This window comes from Arthrobacter sp. GMC3 (assembly GCF_002929305.1).
Classification (GTDB): Bacteria; Actinomycetota; Actinomycetes; order Actinomycetales; family Micrococcaceae; genus Specibacter.
On the sequence record NZ_PJIO01000008.1, the window covers coordinates 111,848 to 129,603 of the forward strand.

The 17,756-nt window shown below is 62.8% G+C and carries 15 protein-coding genes; 10 read left to right on the plus strand and 5 right to left on the minus strand.

Annotated features, from left to right (window positions below; genetic code table 11):
- The first annotated feature begins 107 nt into the window (after positions 1-107).
- The 3 genes from CXQ94_RS13980 to CXQ94_RS13990 are packed head-to-tail and all read left to right on the plus strand — an operon-like array spanning position 108 to position 5,029.
- Positions 108-1,223, plus strand: coding sequence for a MoxR family ATPase (locus tag CXQ94_RS13980; RefSeq protein WP_219817058.1), 1,116 nt, complete (start codon positions 108-110; stop codon positions 1,221-1,223).
- Positions 1,224-1,226: 3 nt separating this feature from the next.
- Positions 1,227-2,618, plus strand: coding sequence for a DUF58 domain-containing protein (locus CXQ94_RS13985; RefSeq protein WP_104091189.1), 1,392 nt, complete (start codon positions 1,227-1,229; stop codon positions 2,616-2,618).
- On the plus strand, positions 2,615-5,029 hold the full coding sequence (locus CXQ94_RS13990) for a DUF3488 and transglutaminase-like domain-containing protein (protein WP_104091190.1): 2,415 nt from the start codon (positions 2,615-2,617) through the stop codon (positions 5,027-5,029). Before CXQ94_RS13985 ends, CXQ94_RS13990 begins: the two co-directional genes overlap by 4 nt.
- Positions 5,030-5,168: 139 nt before the next feature.
- On the opposite strand, the gene CXQ94_RS13995 is transcribed toward CXQ94_RS13990, so the two are convergent.
- Together CXQ94_RS13995 and rsmI are read right to left on the minus strand one after the other, a co-directional pair.
- On the minus strand, positions 5,169-6,659 hold the full coding sequence (locus tag CXQ94_RS13995) for an NAD-dependent succinate-semialdehyde dehydrogenase (protein WP_104091191.1): 1,491 nt from the start codon (positions 6,657-6,659) through the stop codon (positions 5,169-5,171).
- 198 nt (positions 6,660-6,857) lie between these two features.
- Positions 6,858-7,814: a 16S rRNA (cytidine(1402)-2'-O)-methyltransferase gene (gene rsmI / locus CXQ94_RS14000; protein WP_104091192.1), complete on the minus strand. Its 957-nt coding sequence runs from the start codon at positions 7,812-7,814 to the stop codon at positions 6,858-6,860.
- Positions 7,815-7,827: 13 nt separating this feature from the next.
- Between rsmI and CXQ94_RS14005 the strand changes: the two genes are divergently transcribed.
- A complete protein-coding gene (locus CXQ94_RS14005) occupies positions 7,828-9,573 on the plus strand; it encodes a dolichyl-phosphate-mannose--protein mannosyltransferase (protein ID WP_258067084.1) in 1,746 nt (581 codons plus the stop codon).
- Between the two features lie 89 nt (positions 9,574-9,662).
- On the opposite strand, the gene CXQ94_RS14010 is transcribed toward CXQ94_RS14005, so the two are convergent.
- Together CXQ94_RS14010 and CXQ94_RS14015 are read right to left on the minus strand one after the other, a co-directional pair.
- A complete protein-coding gene (locus tag CXQ94_RS14010) occupies positions 9,663-10,697 on the minus strand; it encodes a TIGR01906 family membrane protein (RefSeq protein WP_258067085.1) in 1,035 nt (344 codons plus the stop codon).
- Positions 10,698-10,815: 118 nt separating this feature from the next.
- Complete coding sequence (locus CXQ94_RS14015) at positions 10,816-11,808, minus strand: stage II sporulation protein M (RefSeq protein ID WP_181034227.1); 993 nt, start codon at positions 11,806-11,808, stop codon at positions 10,816-10,818.
- A gap of 52 nt (positions 11,809-11,860) precedes the next feature.
- Between CXQ94_RS14015 and CXQ94_RS14020 the strand changes: the two genes are divergently transcribed.
- Entirely contained in the window at positions 11,861-12,667 is an 807-nt protein-coding gene (locus CXQ94_RS14020) for an RDD family protein (protein WP_104091194.1), read from the plus strand.
- A 48-nt stretch (positions 12,668-12,715) separates the two neighbouring features.
- Here the strand turns inward: CXQ94_RS14020 and CXQ94_RS14025 are convergent, their stop codons facing one another.
- Positions 12,716-12,919 (minus strand): helix-turn-helix domain-containing protein, encoded by a 204-nt coding sequence (locus CXQ94_RS14025; protein WP_104091195.1) that lies wholly within the window; start codon positions 12,917-12,919, stop codon positions 12,716-12,718.
- A gap of 196 nt (positions 12,920-13,115) precedes the next feature.
- On the opposite strand from CXQ94_RS14025, the gene CXQ94_RS14030 reads away from it, so the two are divergent.
- From CXQ94_RS14030 to CXQ94_RS14050, 5 genes are all read left to right on the plus strand, one after another.
- Positions 13,116-13,805, plus strand: a complete 690-nt coding sequence (locus CXQ94_RS14030) for an A24 family peptidase (RefSeq protein ID WP_104091196.1) — start codon at positions 13,116-13,118, stop codon at positions 13,803-13,805.
- A gap of 236 nt (positions 13,806-14,041) precedes the next feature.
- On the plus strand, positions 14,042-14,260 hold the full coding sequence (locus CXQ94_RS14035) for a Flp family type IVb pilin (protein WP_258067086.1): 219 nt from the start codon (positions 14,042-14,044) through the stop codon (positions 14,258-14,260).
- A 130-nt stretch (positions 14,261-14,390) separates the two neighbouring features.
- The gene (locus CXQ94_RS14040; protein WP_104091198.1) at positions 14,391-15,116 is read left to right on the plus strand and encodes a Flp pilus assembly protein CpaB; all 726 of its coding nucleotides are present in this window, start codon (positions 14,391-14,393) and stop codon (positions 15,114-15,116) included.
- Positions 15,113-16,297 carry an AAA family ATPase gene (locus CXQ94_RS14045; protein ID WP_104091199.1) on the plus strand — a complete coding sequence of 395 codons (1,185 nt, stop codon included), beginning with the start codon at positions 15,113-15,115 and terminating at the stop codon, positions 16,295-16,297. Before CXQ94_RS14040 ends, CXQ94_RS14045 begins: the two co-directional genes overlap by 4 nt.
- Entirely contained in the window at positions 16,294-17,751 is a 1,458-nt protein-coding gene (locus CXQ94_RS14050; RefSeq protein ID WP_104091200.1) for a CpaF family protein, read from the plus strand. The genes CXQ94_RS14045 and CXQ94_RS14050 overlap by 4 nt, the downstream gene beginning before the upstream one ends.
- Positions 17,752-17,756: the final 5 nt, after the last annotated feature.

A 17,756-nucleotide genomic window follows, 5' to 3' on the forward strand; every position in this document is an offset into this window, starting at 1 on the left:
CAACTTTACCCAGCAGAACGGGTCATGTTCTGCATTCTGCCGCGCATACTAGTACCGTGGAGCACAATTAAATGAGACGAACGCCACACTGGCCTGGAAGGTTGGGTATGCACCCTCGCGAGACACTGACGGAAGCCGGCACCCCCGAGAACGTAGCTGTGCCGGCTAGGGGGCAGGCCAACGCCACCACGAGGATGACTGCAGAGAGGTTTGCCCAACTCAGCTCGGAGATCATGACGGCCATGAACACCGTGATCGACGGTAAACAAGAAGCTGTGGCCTTGGCGCTGACCGTGCTGCTGGCCCGGGGACACCTACTCCTGGAGGATGTGCCCGGCGTAGGCAAGACCCTGCTCGCCAAGACCCTGGCCCGTACTCTTGACTGCTCGGTGAGCCGGATCCAGTTCACCCCTGACCTGCTGCCCAGCGACATCACGGGCGTGTCAATCTACAACCAGCAAGACCAATCTTTTGACTTCCGCCCCGGAGCCATTTTTGCCAATCTGGTCATCGGGGATGAGATCAACCGGGCCTCAGCCAAAACCCAGTCGGCACTGCTGGAATCCATGGAAGAACACCAGGTCACCGTGGATGGCACCACCTATGGCCTCAGCGAGCCGTTTATGGTCATTGCCACGCAAAACCCGATTGAAATGGAAGGCACCTACCCGCTTCCGGAAGCGCAGCGAGACCGCTTCATGGCCCGAATTTCCTTGGGCTACCCGGACACCACGGCTGAACTGGCCATGCTGGAATCCCACCAATGGGTCAATCCACTGGATGCTATCCGCCCCGTGGCCACCACCGCCGACGTCGCCGCCATGCTTGAGGTGGTTGCCGCCACGCACGTTTCAGCGGCCGTGAAGGAATACACGGTGGCCCTGGGCGGGGCAACGCGCAACAGCGATCAGTTGCGCCTGGGCGCCAGTCCGCGAGCGCTCCTGCAATTGTTGCGGGCCGCGAAGGCGTCGGCAGCGTTGGCCGGGCGCGGATTCGTCCTGCCGGATGACATCCGCGAGTTGGCAGAACCCGTGCTGGCCCACCGCCTGATTGTTGAACGCAAAGCCGCCAGCATGGGCGTCACTGCTGCCGATGTTATTGCCGACGCCCTGGCCCGGATTCCCGTTCCGGCCCAGCCTGCCGGTTCATCACCGAACTCGACTTCCGGCACATCCAGTGGTTTAGCGGGGGCCGCAGCTCGGCGGGCTGCCCGGGCCAGGTAGTTCATGAGCTGGATTCCTGAGTACATATTCCGGCCACGCGGCTGGCTGTTGATGACTGCCGGGGTGCTGGCCCTGCTGTTCGCGCAGTTATTTGGTCGCCGGGACTTATTGGTGGTGGGTGTCTTTTTGCTGGCATTGCCGCCCTTGGCCAGTGCCGGCTTGCGACTATTCGCCCCCGGGTTCACCGTCAAACGCTTCTTCTCCCCTGCCTTTGTGGAAACCGGCACCACGGCAACAGTGACACTTGAGGTTCATGGGAGCACGCCGGGCGGCGGACGGGCCCGCATGGTGGAAACTCTGCCGCCGCACCTTATCGATGTCCCGCACTTTGACTACCCGCAACCGGTGACACCACGCAGCCTTCTGAGCCGTTACAGCTACACCTTGCACCCCACCCGCCGCGGCGTGTTCACCATTGGCCCGTTGACGGCCAGGTTCGGTGACCCATTCGATGTGGCCCTACTCAGACGTGACCTCGACGCCGGTGACACGCTCACGGTGGCCCCCGCCGCCGTAGTACTCCCGGAAATTTCTTTGACGGGCGGCCGCGGCCAGGACGGATCACGAATGACCCGCCAGCAGGCCAACCCCAGCGACGACGACGTCATGAACCGCGAGTACCGCCATGGTGACCCCCTGCGCCGCATTCACTGGCCCGCTACGGCCAGGCAGGGCAAGATCATGGTTCGGGCCGAAGAATCCGTGACAACCCCCGAAGCGGCCCTAGTCTTGGACCAACGTTTTTGGGCGTACGGCGGGCACAGCAAACCGGTCCGGAAAACGGACGCGCTAAGTAGCTCGCCAGCCTTCGAATGGGCCGTCGTGGCGGCCATCTCCATTGCTTCCCACCTGTTGGAGCGAAGCTATAGCCTGCGCGTCCTTGACCACCAGGGTCTCCCCGGCTTCGCCTCCTCAGCCTCGGCACTGGAGCCCGAGCGGGAAGATTTTTCCGGGACGAGCGGTGTGCTGGCGGTGGCCCAGTCCCTGGCAGCCCTGGAACTTTCGGATCCCCCCGTCAACCCCGGAGAGGCCCAAGCCCCGCTGGCTGGCTTGCTGGCGGATAAGTTGATCCAAACCCGGCGCCGCGGACCTATCATCGCCGTGACAGGTGCACTGACCACTGCCGACGCGATGACCTTGGCCGCCGCCTCCGAAGCCGCCGAGGGAGCCTTCGCCCTGCTGGTGTGCCAAGATCCTGCCGCCGTTGCTGGGCCCCTGACTATCCTTCGACGCGCGGGTTGGCAGGCCGTTGCCCTGACCCCCACCACATCCTTACTGCAGGCGTGGGCGGACATGGATGAACCCACCTTCCTACCGGCCGCCGCCACGGGGAGCCACCACCACCCCCGGTCCGCGAACCAGCCCACCGGCCCGGCCACCGGGTACCTGCCATGACCGGCCCGTCCTCCGGCAGCAATCGCCAGAAGCTCGACGGCGGCGCTGCAGGCACCGGGCAGCGCGGTGGCATACGCGGTTTCCTGGGCGAACCGGCCACCGGGCCTGCCCGTTGGGTACTCGCCCTGGCAGTCCTGGGCGCAGTCATGGGCGCATCACTGAGCCTTCGCAACGTCCTACTCGACTACAGCTGGTTCCCCCAAGCAGTCCTGGCGTGCGCACTGACCCTGTTGTTGCCAGCACTCACGCGGCGCTACCCGCGGCTGAACCATCTTGCCCCAATAGCGGCCCTGCTTGGCTGGTTCATGGGGTTGACGCTGGCATTTTTCCCTGGCACCGCCTACCTTGGCCTCATCCCCTCCGCTTCGACCATTAAGGCTGCGGTGGCCCTTGCCTCCGAGGCGGGCGCCAGCATTCTTGTCAGCAACACCCCCGTCCCGGCCGACCCAGGGATCGCCTTTATCATCTGCGCGGGGCTGGGTTTCACGGCACTGCTCATAGATACGCTGGCGGTGACTGTGGCCCTGCCGGCCGCCAGCGCCCTCGGAATTGCGCTGATACTGCTCCCGGCGGCACTGACCACCCAGGACGGTGTTGGCGCGTCAGGTTTCATTGGTGCCGCTGGCGGGTACCTGCTCATTTTGGGCTGCTGCCGCTGGTATGCACCGGAAGGTCAGCTGCGCCCTGCCGCGAATCGGGCAGCGAGCGGAACACTGGGCAGGGCGGCTGGGCTGGGTGCCGCAGTGGTGGTGGTCATGATGCTTGCGTCCGTGTTCTTGCCGGGATTCTCCTCCGGCACTTTCCCGCAGGGCTCACGCCTGGGCTCACCGGGCAATGTATCCGGCTTGGACCCGATGATCTCTCTCGGCAATGACCTACGTTCACAATCGACAGCCATCAATATGAGCTACCTCACCGATGCACCGGAACCGTTGTACTTGCGCATGAGCACCTTGGAGGACTTCTCCGGGAAGACCTGGAAACCCTCCCCCATCCCCGCCGGTCTCAGCGATAACTTATCCGATCTCAGACCGGCCTTTGGCGCAAATTCGGCGGTGCCGCAGGTCACCACCACCACCATGGTGTCGGTACTTGACCTCTCCAGCACCTGGCTGCCCGCGCCGCTTTCGACAACAAGTGTGGAATCGCTGCGCGGGCAATGGAAGTGGAACCCCTCAACCCAAACCATCAGTGGCAATGACACCACTGCCGATCAGTCCTACGTGGTGGTCAGTCAGATGCCCGAGCTGACTCCGGAACTGCTCGACGCCGCCACCCAAAAACCGGACAACCGCCTGGACCCCATCTTTTCGAAACTGCCCAACAATGTCCCAGCCATCATCAAGACCACGGCAGAGCAGGTCAGCGAGGGCCAGACAACCCCGTACGGGCGCGCCATGGCCATTCAGGACTATCTTCGCTCGTCCGCGTTCACCTACAGCGTGAAGACGCCGGTGCAGGAAGGCTACGACGGGGCCGGCATGAATGTCCTGGCGAAGTTCCTTGAGGTAAAGAGCGGGTACTGCATCCATTTCTCCGCTGCCATGGCCGTCATGGCCAGGGAACTGGGCATACCCTCCCGGATCGCCGTCGGCTACGCCCCTGGCACACCGAACCAGGAAACGGGTTCCGTGAACGGAGTGGACCTGACGGGTTACCAGGTGGCCGGACGTGACGCCCACGCCTGGCCCGAACTGTACTTTGAGGGCCTGGGCTGGGTGCCCTTTGAGCCCACACCCTCCCGCGGCGATGTTCCCGCGTACGCGCAGGAACCTTCCACGGACACCTCCCGCCCCAACAACAACGACCTCCTCAATGGCGCCAACTCCAGGCCTACATCGGCTCCCGCGACGGCTCCCACCAGTAAAGCCGCCACCACGCCCGCCACGGCGGCCGCAGTGGAGGCAACCCCCCAGCACGCGCGCATTAGCGCCGGTGTCGTGGCCGTGGTCCTGGCACTTGTCGTGGCGGCGTCGCCAGCCTTTACCCGCATTCTTGTCCGACGGCGGCGCCTGGCATTGGTGCGTGGCGCATCACCCGGACGCAAGGGAACGGGGCGTCCCGGCAAGCAGAAGGATCCGCGTGACAGCCCCGAGGCTCTGGCTTGGCGTGAATTGAGCGCGAGCACCATTGACTACGGCTACAGCTATGACTCTGCCTTGACGCCTGCCCTGCAGGCCGAGCGCATGGCCGCCTTGTTGGGCGAATCCAGTTCACGGGACGTGTACCGGGTGCGCAGCGCCTACGAGAACGTGGTCTACGGTCCACCCGGCGCCGACTCGCCCGTTGGCAGGGACGACCTCGCGGACGCCCTCGAGCGAATCGGCTCCCGGCTGGCACAGAAGGCCACCACACCAGCCCGCATCCGCGCGGTGGTGCTACCACCGTCGCTCTTCAACAACCGGCAATAATCCCCGACTCATCCCAGCGCTTCATCGAGGGTGCAGATAATGCGACTTCCCGCGCGGGAAGTCGCATTATCTGTACACTCACGTTAATCTCGCGAGCTTGCGAGCTTGCGAGCTTGCGAGCGGAGGGAGGGCGTGGGGACTACACGTTGTGCGGGTTCGGGAAACCGATGTACTGCGTGTACTGGTATTCCTCGATGCCTTCCAGGCTGCCTTCACGGCCGAGCCCGGACTGCTTGACACCGCCGAACGGGGCGGCGGCGTTGGAGATGACGCCGGCGTTCAGGCCCATCATGCCGGTTTCAATCCTGTCCGCCATGCGCAGGCCGCGGGCGTAGTCCTGGGTGAAGACGTAGGCCACCAGGCCGTATTCGGTGTCATTGGCAAGGGCCACCGCCTCGTCCTCGTTCTTGAACGTGACGATGGGGGCCACCGGGCCGAAGATTTCCTCGGTCAGGATGCGAGCACCGGGCTCAACTCCTTGCAGGACTGTGGGCTGGTAGAAGTAGCCGGGGCCGTCTACCGGGGCGCCGCCAACCACCACGCGGGCACCGTCGGCGAGCGCATCGGTGACTAGGGAGTGAACCTTGTCGCGGCTCTTGGCATCGATCAACGGCCCCACCTTGGTTGCCGGGTCGGTGCCGCGCCCGGTGGTCATGGCGCCCATCTTGGCGGCGAACTTTGTGGCGAACTCCTCCGCGATGGACTCGTGCACCAGGAAGCGATTGGCTGCGGTGCAGGCCTCGCCCATGTTGCGCAGTTTCGCGGCCATGGCACCGTCGACGGCGGCGTCGAGGTCAGCGTCCTCAAACACTAGGAACGGTGCGTTGCCGCCAAGTTCCATGGAGGTACGCAGCACGTTTTGTGAGGCGTCGGCCAGCAGGCGACGGCCCACAGGGGTGGAACCGGTGAAGGAGAGCTTGCGCAGGCGCGTGTCCTGGATCAGCGGACCTGTCACCTCGCCGGCTGTGGTGGTGGAGATGACGTTCAGGACTCCGGCGGGCAGACCGGCGTCGAGCATGACCTGCGCGAAGAGCTGGCTGGTCAAAGGTGTCAGGTTGGCGGGCTTGAGCACCATGGTGCAACCTGCTGCGATGGCCGGGGCGATCTTGCGCGTTGCCATGGCGAGCGGGAAGTTCCAGGGGGTGATCAGCAAGCAGGGGCCCACGGGCTTCTTCTGCACCAGAATGCGCGCCGTGCCCTCGGGGTTGGAAGCGTAGCGGCCGTTGGTGCGGACGGCTTCCTCGGAGAACCAGCGCAGGAACTCAGCCCCGTACGTGACTTCGCCCCGGGCTTCGGCAAGCGGCTTGCCCATTTCCAGGGTCATCAGCAAGGCAAAGTCGTCAGCACGGGCAATGACCATGTCGAAGGCGCGGCGCAGGATCTCGGCCCGTACGCGGGGTGCGGTAGCTGCCCACTCATCCTGGGCAGCCACGGCAGCGTCAAGGGCAGCCGCCCCGTCCACGGGACCGGCGTCGGCCAAGGTCAGCAGAACCTGACCCGTGGAGGGGTCCTCGACGTCGAAGGTCTTGCCCGAGGCCGCCTCGCGCCAAACGCCTCCAATCAGCAGTCCGGTGGGAATGCTGTCCAGCAGGACACTTTCGCGTTCGGTCAACTCAGTGGCAACGGTCATGGTGACTCCTTCGTCGGTCTTCACTGGGCGGGCTGTGCACGCGGCAGTGGGGCGGCTGTTGATGCGGTTAGGTTCACGGTAGTTCTCAGCCACCAAAAGTGTCTACGCATGGGCGCACTACTAAGTACTGGTTTCGCTGTGCACTTGTACAAGACCGGCGCGGTCCGCCCGCCGTCGTGCTGGGCGAACCGCAGACAGTTACCCCCGCGCCGCCAGCACCGCGCTGTAGAGTTCGCGCTTGCTCACGTGCACGTCATGGGCAATGACGGCCACGGCTTCCTTCATACGCATGCCCTGCTCCATCAACGCGTTGACGGCCGCCACATGGTCCTCGGGGGTGCCGGGGTCCGTTGCCGGGGCTCCCGCCACCACAATGGCGATCTCGCCACGAATCTCAGCATTTTCCGCCCATTCCAGCAGCCCAGAGAGCGGTTTGCGGATCACCTCTTCATACGTCTTGGTCAGCTCCCGGCAGATGGCGCCCTGACGGGCAGGCCCAAACGCCGTGTGTAATGCCCGCAGCATGGCCTCCAAACGGTGCGGCGCCTCAAAGAACACCATGGTTCGGGGTTCCACCGAGAGCTCATGCAGGCGGCTGGCCCGCTCACCCGACTTGCGCGGCAGGAAACCTTCAAAGCAAAAACGGTCGGTGGGCAGCCCCGACAACGCAAGCGCCGTCAAGACAGCTGAGGGACCGGGCGCAGCAGTCACACGCACCCCTGCCTCCACTGCAGCCGCCACCAGCCGGTAGCCCGGATCGGAGACCGCAGGCATACCGGCGTCGGTGACCATCAACAACACCTTGCCGCTTTGCACCTGGGCCAACAATTCGGGAGTCTTGGCGCCCTCATTATGTTCGTGATAACTAACGATCTTGCCGCTGATGCTCACACCAAGGCTGGTCACCAGGCGGTGCAGGCGGCGGGTGTCCTCGGCCGCCACAATGTCAGCGTTCCCGAGCCAGGAGATCAACCGGGCAGAGGCGTCGCCCATGTTTCCGATGGGGGTTGCGGCCAAAACAATGTAGCCCTGCCCCGGTTCCAACACGGGCCGTGTCCCTGCCGTTTCCGGAACGTAGCTCTCAAATTCCTCTTCCGTGCCGTCGCTCTCGGGTGATTGCGTGGGTTCGGTCTCTTGTGCCAGGTCTTCTTCCATAGGACAAGCCTAGTTGTCCGCCGGATCAGTGGTGCACGCCGGTACCATTGGCAAGGTGCAAGCCAACGATACGGATTCCGCAGCCCTGGCCCCGGATGTCCACACCGCCGACGCTCCCAGCCGGGGCACCGCCGTCGAACCCGTAGCACCCCGGTGGCTCCGGGACCCGCGGAAGACCTTCACTCACAACGCCGTGTTCACCCGGCTCGTGGAGGCCCGCGAGTCCTTCGCCACCACCCCGGCCAGCCTGCGCCTGTGGTACTGGTTGGCGCCTGCCCTCACCGCATTGATCGGCGGGCTATTGCGCTTTGTCAGGCTGGGTCAGCCGGCCTCGCTGGTCTTTGACGAAACCTATTACGTCAAGGACGCCTACAGCTACCTGCAAAGCGGCTACGAACGCAACTGGGGCGAAAAGGCGAACGACCTCTTCAATCGCGGCATTTTCACCGGGATCCAGAACACCCCCGAGTACGTGGTTCATCCCCCCGTGGGCAAGTGGATGATCGCATTTGGCATGTGGCTCTTTGGCCCCGAGAGCACGTTCGGCTGGCGGTTCTCGGCAGCGTTGATCGGCACCATCTCCATCTTCCTGCTGGCCCTGATCGCCCAAAAAATGTTCCGCTCCACCATTTTGGGTGCCGTCGCCGGCCTCCTTTTTGCCGTGGACGGTCACGCGATTGTGCAGTCCAGGACGTCCCTGCTGGATATTTTTGTCATGTTCTGGGCGCTGGTGGCCTTTGGCGCTCTTTTGATGGACCGTGATGACGGCCGACGCCGGCTGGCCACGCGCCTGTCTCGTCTCGCCAAGGCCCATGGCGGGGTTCCGGCCAAGGATCTGCTGTACGGTCCGTGGCTGGGCTTCCGGTGGTGGCGGCTGGCCGCCGGTGTTGCGATTGGCTTGTGCATTGGCACCAAGTGGTCGGGTCTGTTCTTCCTGGCCGCTTTTGGGCTCATGAGTGTGGTGTGGGACATGAGCGCCCGGCGCATCGCCGGCATCAAGTATTGGGTCACCGGCGCCATCATCAAGGACGGCATCGTGGCCTTTGTCAGTGTTGTCCCGGTGGCTGCCGCGACCTACCTGGCCACCTGGACCGGCTGGTTCTTGTCCAAGGACGCCTATGACAGGAACTGGGCGGCATCTAATCCGAGCACCACATGGGGCTGGATCCCCGATTCCTTGAGGTCCCTGTGGCACTATCACTCCACGGCCTACACCTTCCATACCGGGCTCGACTCGGACCACCCCTACAAGGCCAATGCGTGGTCCTGGTTTGTCATGGGCCGGCCCACCTCCTTCTACTCGCAGTATCCGGTCAAGGGCGAGGACGGCTGCACCGTAGATAAGTGCGCGGCCATGGTCACCAGCCTGGGCAATCCGCTGATCTGGTGGGGCGGCTCACTGGCGATCCTGTTCCTGATTGGGGTGTGGATCGCCAAACGTGACTGGCGCGCCGGTGCCATCTTGGTGGGCTTCGCCGCCGGGTATGTACCCTGGCTGTTCTACCCCTCACGGACCATCTTCTTTTTCTACGCGATCGCCTACGAGCCCTTCATGATCCTGGCCCTGACCATGGTGCTGGGGATGGTCATGGGCAAAGTCAGCGATCCGCCGTGGCGCAGGCAGCAAGGAGCCCTGTTCGCCGGGATCTTCGTGGTCCTCGCTGTTGCCCTGAGCGCCTACTTCTACCCAATCTGGGCTGCCGAACAGATCCCGTTTGAGTACTGGCGCCAGCACATGTGGATGCCCAGCTGGATCTAAGGCGCCCCGCGGGTGACCAGACAGCTGTGGCTGCTTAGAACGTTCTAAGCAGCCACTATCCGGTCACCGCCGGATCCCCAAGTAAACCGCTACACGGTTGCTGAGCGGCGCCCCGGACGCTGGGCACGGCTCACGGCCTGGCGGCGATCCCTGGTGGGCCAGGTGAAGGCCAGTGTCAGGGAGGAAACCACCAGAACGAACGCGCCAATGAAGATTCCCGAATCCATCCAGAATTGGCTTGGGAACAGGCGGATCAGGGTGTCGTCGGTGTAGAAGGTCCAGGTTCCGTTGGCGAAGAAGATCCTGTGGAACTCGGTGAAGAACGCCTCCCACCCCAGCATTGCCACGACACCCAGGCCGATAATGAGCACCAAGGTGGCGATGGATCCGGCAAACAGACCCCTCCGGACACCGCCTGCGGTACGCCGGGAGAGGTAGATGATGAAGACGACCATGGCGATGGCCAGCACCAAGCCGAGCAGGAACGCCATGGTGATCAAAGATTTCACATCGGCCATGTGCTCCACCTCGCGGGCGAGGAACAGCGGGTTCTTCTGGCCATTGACAAGATCGCCCAAATACCGGGGGCCGGCAAAGTTCAGCAGGTAGTCAATGGTGTAAGAGCCGTAAGTGATCCTGTCGTCGGTGGAGAAGCCGAAGGAATCGGCGGGGAATCCCGGCCGGTGGTACTCCACCCACAAGAAGACGGAGGTGGTGACCAGGCGGATGGAAAGGACCAGCAACACCACCGGGTAGAAAACCGCCAGCAGCACCTGGAACACGCGCGGCAGCACGGGCTTTGTGTTGGCGGCCAGCTCCCTGGCAGCCAGCCGCTTTTCCACTTCCTCCTGGGGAGGACGGATCTGCAGCATGGTGGTGGGTGAGGACTCCACGAACACCTCCGGCTCATCGTCCGGCTCGGCCTCAAGCTCGGCCGCCGTGGGCAGCTTGGGCATTCTAGCCGCGGGGCGCATGGGCTCGGGATCACTGCCGTCAAGCGGTATGTCCAGCTTGATTTTGGCGGCGGGCTCCGCCTTGATTACCGGGGCAGGGGCCACCGAATCGGGCTCATGCGAAGTAGGGGACGTGGTGCCGGGTTCTTCAGGGGTCAGGTTCTCGCTCACACCGTGAAGATTACCGGCGGCAGACACGTCTGGGACGGTGCCACCCCGTTCCGATGCCAAACTGACACCACCTTCACAGCTTGTTTGCCCCATCGGACAGTGCAACACAGCGGAAGGCTCAGCTGGCGGGTGCCACCGCACCGGCGTCGTCCTCGGAGAGGTCCCCGATCTCCCCCGCCAGCCACGCCCGCCGCCCCAGCACCAGCGCATAGCTCCAGTACCCTGCCAGCACCAGGGCGCCGATCCCGATCTTCGCCCATACCGGCAGCGAACTGGGGGTCACAAAGGCCTCCACCAATGCCGAAATGAACAGGACAAAGACCAGTCCGACGGCGGTTGTCATCAGGGCTCGCCCCTCCCGTGCCAGCGAGTCAAGGCGGCTACGCGGGCCCGGGCTGACCCAGGCCCAGAAGATCCGCAGTCCGGCCGCCTGGGCTATGAAGATTGCGCTGAGCTCCATGAGCCCGTGCGGAAGAATGTAGCTGAAGAATACGTCCCCCCGGTCGAAGGCGAACATGACGCCAGCGGTCATCCCCACGTTTTGGGCGTTCATGAACAGGGAGTAGGGGACAAAGACCCCGGTAATTCCCAGCGCCACGGACTGGGCGGCGATCCAGGCATTGTTGGTCCACACCGCACCGGCAAAGGACGCCGCAGGGTTCTCGGAGTAGTAGTTCACAAAGTCGTGGTTGACCAGCTGCTGTAGTTGCGCATCGCTGCCCATGGCGGCCAAAACCGCCGGATTCCCGCCAGCCCACACCGCGAACAAGACGCTGATAAGTACGAACACCGCACCCACGGCCAGGGTCAGCCAGCGCAGCCGGTAAAACGCCACCGGCAAAGAGATGGCAAAGAAGCGGGCCACGTCCACGAACACATTTGATTTGGCGCCGGTGAACCGGGTCCTTGCAGTGGCCAGAATCGCCGAGAGTGACGCCGACTGGGCGCTCTCGGCCTCCACCGACCGAATCAGTGACAGCTGTGAGGAGACGCTTTGGTACAGCTCCAACAGCTCATCCGCTTCCTGCCCGGAGAGCTGGCGTTTGCGGGCAAGGGCCTTCAACCGCTCCCACTGAGGGCGGTGCACTGCCGTAAACGCGTCCAAATCCACACGGCCCAGCCTATAGCCCTGCGGGTCGCGTCGTGATGGCTAGACTGATTTCATGTCCACGATCATCACGGGCGAGGCCGTTGTCCTGGAATTGCGTCCGGCCTCCTTTGCCGCCAGGTCGCTGGGCTGCGCCATTGACGTCCTGGTCACCGTGGTGTTGGCAATCGCCGCCATTTTCACCATTGGCGCCATCCCGTTCCTGGTGGATGCATCGGCCACCCGAGCCATCATTTTGCTGACACTGGTGACCCTTTTGGTGGGCCTGCCCATCGCCGTGGAAACACTGACGCGCGGCAAGTCACTGGGCAAACTGGTCATGGGTCTGCGGATAGTGCGCGACGACGGCGGCTCCATCCGCTTCCGCCACGCCTTGATCCGAGGCCTGTTGGGATTCTTTGAAATCTACATGTCGCTGGGTTCGGTGGCCTTTTTGGCTTCCTTGTTCAATGGGAAGTCCAAGCGGTTGGGCGACATGCTTGCCGGTACCTATGCGATCAGGGACAGGGCGCCGGAACCCAAACCGTTGCAGGTGCACACCGTTCCAGCTTTGGCCCCCTGGGCCGCTCTAGCCGATATTGGCCGCCTGCCGGACACCTTAGCTAGGCGAATTTCCGTGTTCCTGCGTCAGGGCGGAGCCATGGCGCAGGGGTCGCGTGAGTCGTTAGGGACCGATCTGGCCACCGAAGCAAGCCGGTATGTGGCACCGCAGCCACCCCTGGGCACTCCCCCGGAAATGTTCCTTGCCGTACTGATCGCCGAGCGGCGGGACCGCGATTTCAAGCGGCTTTCCGCTGCGGCGGAGCAGGCACAGCGACTCCGCAGCAGGCTGGCCTCAAACGGCGGAGCAAACAAGCAGTAGTCCCGGTGGCGTGTCGGTACTTGCGCCGGATCACCGGCATCACTGTTCCTACCCTGGAGTGTCTGACAGGGCCGAGCGCTCAATGTACTGGTCAACGGCCGTTTCCGAGACTCGGTATTGCCGGCCGAACCGGACCGCTTCGATTTCATGTGACTGCACCAGCCGGTACACCGTCATTTTTGACAGGCGGATAGCGGCGGCAACCTCGGCAATGGTGAGGAAGTTCGATGAATCGGGCTGGCGGGTTGACAACGAATTCACCCTTCACTGGGTCGGCGTATTGGTGCGGACAGTTGGTGTTTCCCAGGAAACCCCTTGCCGCATATTATGCATAACTGAATAAGGGCACAATAATGCCACAGCCTATATCAATGTAACAATTATGTCATCGAAAATCTTCGGGGCGGAATTTCAATCCACTCCATAAACAGCCAGCAAGGGAACAACCGTGAGCGAATATCATGCCAGCTTTTCACTCATTGTGATATTTGCAATTCTTGGTGTTTGCGCAGGGCTGGCCGCGGATAAGGGAGCCCGCCGACTTCTCCCCGAACTGCATGGTCAATACCGGCTCCGCGACGCCGTGGCCGCGTCCGCTGTGACCGGCGTGCTGTTCGGGGGCATGGTTTGGCGGTTTGGCGTGTCGTGGACCCTGCCGGCATTCCTCTTCCTTGCGGTTGCCGGCGTGGTGCTGTCCAGGATCGATTTGGCGCACAAGCTGCTGCCCAATGCCATTGTGCTGCCGTCCTTTCTAGTTGCACTGGTGCTGCTGCTCGTGGACGCAGCGGCGAACGGCAGATGGGGAAATATGCTGCTTGCCCTGGCCGGATCCGGCGTAATGTTCGTCATTTACCTGGTTTTGGCAATAATTTCCCCGCGCGGGATGGGCATGGGTGACGTGAAGCTCTCCGCCGTGCTGGGCCTCTACTTGGGTTACCTCTCCGTGGGGCCTCTGGTGCTGGGTATGTTTCTTGGGTTTGTTGTTGGTGCTGTGACTGGTGGTGTTCTTGTGATTGCCGGATTGGCGGGAAGAAAGAGCGCCGTGCCGTTTGGCCCGTCCATGGTTGCCGGGGCATTGCTGGCCGTGTTGTTCGGCGCAGAACTGGGTCGAGTACTGCTGCCTGCGCTGTTCGCCTAGGCCAAAAAACGAGTGTTTCGCAGGGCCACTCGCAGGGCAAATGCGAGTGGTGGAGCGGCCAAAATAGAGTGTTATGCGAGTGTCCGGGCGAAAAGCGAGTGTTGACCGCACTTTCGAAAAGCTTGTATTCCTTAGATATCGAATTTCTGGACGGCCTTTTTTGGGGGGCAGCGGAAATATCGGCAATTATCCGAACCATTCGGACATTATCCGAATGACACGAAGGGAATTAGACAGTGAATTCAATTATGGTCTCCGCGCTCGCTTTCATCGCCGGTGTCAAGAACCGCCTCACGGGCGAAGAAAAGGGCGCCACCGCCGTTGAATACGGCATCATGGTGGCCCTCATTGCCGTCGTTATCATCGGCGCGGTTACTTTGCTCGGTGGACAGATTAAGGGTGCTTTCGACTCAATAACGGGCGTGTTGCCGACACCCCCCGCAAAGACGCCGTAGCGTCCCGCCGCAGTTTGGCCCTTCTGCCGACCGTCCCCTCCGGGACGGTCGGCAGAAGGGCAGGCCCCCGACGCAGCGATTCGTGCGTCCCAAGATTTGTTGAGCTGTTCCAAGAGGTGAGGTACCCACCATGAAATCCCGTCTGCTCGGAGGCATCACAGCACTGGTGCTGGCAATCGTTGGCACCATGATGTTGGTCAGCTACGTCTCAAAAGCGGATCTCCGGGCACAGGCCTCACTTGATCCCGTCAGCGTACTGATAGTGGAATCATCCGTCCCGGCCGGCACCAAGGCCGAAGATTTGGGTTCCTACGTGAAGGTCCACTCGCTCCCAGGAGTCGCCAAAGCTCCCGACGCTCTTTCCGACCTCGACGGCTCGGCAGGCCAGGTCACGTCCGTGGGTCTGGAACCGGGGGAACAGTTGCTTGCCAGTAGGCTGATTGACCCGACCAAGCTCACCACCCCGGGCACGGTACAGGTCCCGGACGGTATGCAGGAAGTGACAATCCTCCTACCTCCCGAACGTGTGGTGGGCGGAACACTTCGCGCCGGTGACACGGTGGGTCTTTTTGTCACCATGGAGAACCCAGACACCAAACTTTCCTCCACACAAATTGTCTTTGACAAGGTTCTGGTGACAGCCATCCAGCAGGCGCCACAAAGCACGGAACAGTCTCCGGACGGGACTCTGGCAGTTCCTAACGGTTCCTCCTTTGTCACCTTTGCCCGCAACTCCACCGACTCGGCAAAGATCATCCTCAGCGCCGGTACCGGCAGCATCTGGCTGACCAAGCAGACGGCCAAGACACCTGCCAGCGAGCGCACGCCAGTGGACACGAACGGCATCTTCAAATGAGCCGCTTCCTCGCCCTGAGCGCATCGGCACAATTTGAGCACCACCTCTTTGCCTCTCTGGGTCCCGCCCATGAATTGCAGGTGGTGCCCGCTTTCACCGGCACCCCCTCGGAATTTCTGGCTCGAAGTGTAGGCGGCCTGATTGACGTGGTCATCCTGGGACCCGACGTCCACTTGGACCAGTCATTTTCACTGGCCGCAGGACTGGACCGTTTGCATCCGGACATCGTGGTTGTCCTCACCGCCGTCCCCTCCACCGAACTCATGCAGGCAGCCATGCGTGCCGGGATTCGTGACGTGGTTGACCCCGGCACGGCGCCCGAGTACCTGCGCCAGGCCCTGGAACTTGCCGCCTTTACGGCAGGAACCCGACGGCTGGTTGCAGAGAAAACCGTGGAGCAGCAAAACATCCGAGGACGGGTGATCTCGGTGATGTCACCCAAGGGCGGGGTGGGAAAGACCACCGTTGCCACCAACCTGGCCATTGGCCTGGCCAGGCTGGCGCCCCTGGGCGTGGTGATCGTGGACCTGGACCTTCAGTTCGGCGATGTGGCCTCCGGTCTGGGACTTGAACCGAGCTACACTATCAGCGATGTGGTCAACGGGGACGCCTCCAGTGACGCCATGGTACTCAAGGCTTACCTCAGTCCGCATCCGTGCGGGCTCTACGCCATGTGTGCACCCTTGCGGCCTGCGGAAGCCGACCATATCAAGCCCGCGCAGTTGAGCACCCTGATCAGCCAACTCGCCTTGGAGTTTCCCTTTGTGGTCCTGGACACCGCGCCAGGGCTGGGCGAAGAGGTGCTGGCCAGCCTGGAATTGGCCACCGACGGCGTGTGGGTCTGCGGCATGGACATACCCAGTATCCGAGGCCTGAACCACGCCTTGGAAGTCCTGGCACAGCTGGATTTGATTCCACCGACGAACAGCGTGGTGCTGAACTTTGCCAACAACCACAACGGCCTCTCCGTGAAAGATGTCGAAGCCACTATAGGACTACCGGTTGACATCGTGCTGCCACAATCGCGTGCCGTGCAGTTCTCAACGAACGCCGGCATTCCGGTGCTGCAGGACGGCCGGAAGGATCCAGCAGCCAAGGGCCTGAATAGCCTAGTGAACCGGCTAGTTGGGACTCCCGTCTCGGCTCGTAAGAATAACCACCGAAGGGCTGAGATCTCATGAGCCTGAGCCACCGTCTGGAAACCGCCCGCCGGGGCGCCCACGCACTCGCCCCGGCGGACCTGCCAGCGCCTCCCACTATGCCTCCCACGGCAGGGGCAGCGTCAGCGGCCGTATCCAACAGCACACAAGTCGCAGATCCTCCTACCAAAACATCTCACAAGGCCTCTCCTGATGCACTAGCCGGGATTAAGCAACGGGCCGCGGAAGAGCTGACCACTCGCCTGGGCAGCCGGGTCATGGACAGCAGCCTGGACGAAGGCGACGTACGCAGAATGGTTCGCGACGCCCTGGGCGCCTTCATTGACGAGGCCCAGGTCCCCCTAACACCGGAGGAACGCCGCAGACTCATCCGGGAAATCGTTGACGAAGTTTTGGGCCTCGGCCCGCTGCAACGGCTCCTGGACGACCCCCTGGTCACCGAAATCATGGTCAACGGTGCCAACAGCATCTACGTGGAGCGGGCGGGGCGTCTGCACCTGACGGGCACCACCTTCAGCTCTGATTCACACCTGCGCCGGGTGATCGAGCGCATTGTCTCGCGCATCGGACGCCGGATCGACGAGTCCTCGCCACTGGTGGACGCCCGGTTGCAGGACGGCTCGCGCGTCAACGCCGTCATCCCCCCTCTTGCAGTAGACGGTCCCTCCCTAACCATCCGCAAATTCTCCGCCGTACCGCTGACGGTCAACGACCTGATCAGCTATGATTCCATCTCCCCAGCCATCGCCCAAGTGCTCGATGCGTGTGTACAAGCCCGCCTGAACATCATCGTGTCCGGTGGCACCGGCACGGGCAAGACCACTCTGCTCAACGTCCTGTCCTCCTTTATTCCCGCCGACGAGCGCATTGTCACCATTGAGGACGCTGTGGAACTGCAGTTGCAGCAAGACCATGTGGTCAGGCTTGAAAGCAGGCCAGCCAACATCGAGGGCCGGGGTGCCGTTGATATCCGCGATCTGGTCAGGAATTCCCTGCGTATGCGCCCGGACCGGATAGTGGTGGGAGAGGTCCGCGGAGGTGAGGCACTGGACATGCTCCAGGCCATGAACACCGGCCACGACGGCTCCATCTCCACAGTGCACTCGAACGCACCGCGGGATGCCGTGGCCCGGTTGGAAACGTTAGTGCTGATGGCTGGCATGGACTTGCCCCTGCGCGCGATCCGCGAACAAATCGCCAGCGCAGTGCACGTGATAGTGCAGTTGAGTCGTTTGCGGGATGGCACCCGGCGGGTCACCCACATCACCGAGGTAATCGGGATGGAAGGTGACGTGGTGACACTCCAGGACGTCTTCGTGTTTGACCATGGGGCAGGGGTGGACGCCCAGGGGCGCTTCATGGGAAAGGCGGTGGCAACAGGCATCCGTCCGCGGTTTGTTGAAAAATTCGCCGATATGGGGATTACGCTGCCAGCGGGGCTTTTTGCCGCACCCCACCAACAGCTGGGTTGGTAACAAAC

Excerpts from the sequence above, each read along its gene's own strand:
- CXQ94_RS13980 (WP_219817058.1), top strand. The coding sequence starts at position 108 with ATGCACCCTCGCGAGACACTGACGGAAGCCGGCACCCCCGAGAACGTA.
- CXQ94_RS13985 (WP_104091189.1), top strand. The coding sequence starts at position 1,227 with ATGAGCTGGATTCCTGAGTACATATTCCGGCCACGCGGCTGGCTGTTG.
- CXQ94_RS13990 (WP_104091190.1), top strand. The coding sequence starts at position 2,615 with ATGACCGGCCCGTCCTCCGGCAGCAATCGCCAGAAGCTCGACGGCGGC.
- CXQ94_RS13995 (WP_104091191.1), bottom strand. The coding sequence starts at position 6,659 with ATGACCGTTGCCACTGAGTTGACCGAACGCGAAAGTGTCCTGCTGGAC.
- rsmI (WP_104091192.1), bottom strand. The coding sequence starts at position 7,814 with ATGGAAGAAGACCTGGCACAAGAGACCGAACCCACGCAATCACCCGAG.
- CXQ94_RS14020 (WP_104091194.1), top strand. The coding sequence starts at position 11,861 with ATGTCCACGATCATCACGGGCGAGGCCGTTGTCCTGGAATTGCGTCCG.
- CXQ94_RS14040 (WP_104091198.1), top strand. The coding sequence starts at position 14,391 with ATGAAATCCCGTCTGCTCGGAGGCATCACAGCACTGGTGCTGGCAATC.
- CXQ94_RS14045 (WP_104091199.1), top strand. The coding sequence starts at position 15,113 with ATGAGCCGCTTCCTCGCCCTGAGCGCATCGGCACAATTTGAGCACCAC.
- CXQ94_RS14050 (WP_104091200.1), top strand. The coding sequence starts at position 16,294 with ATGAGCCTGAGCCACCGTCTGGAAACCGCCCGCCGGGGCGCCCACGCA.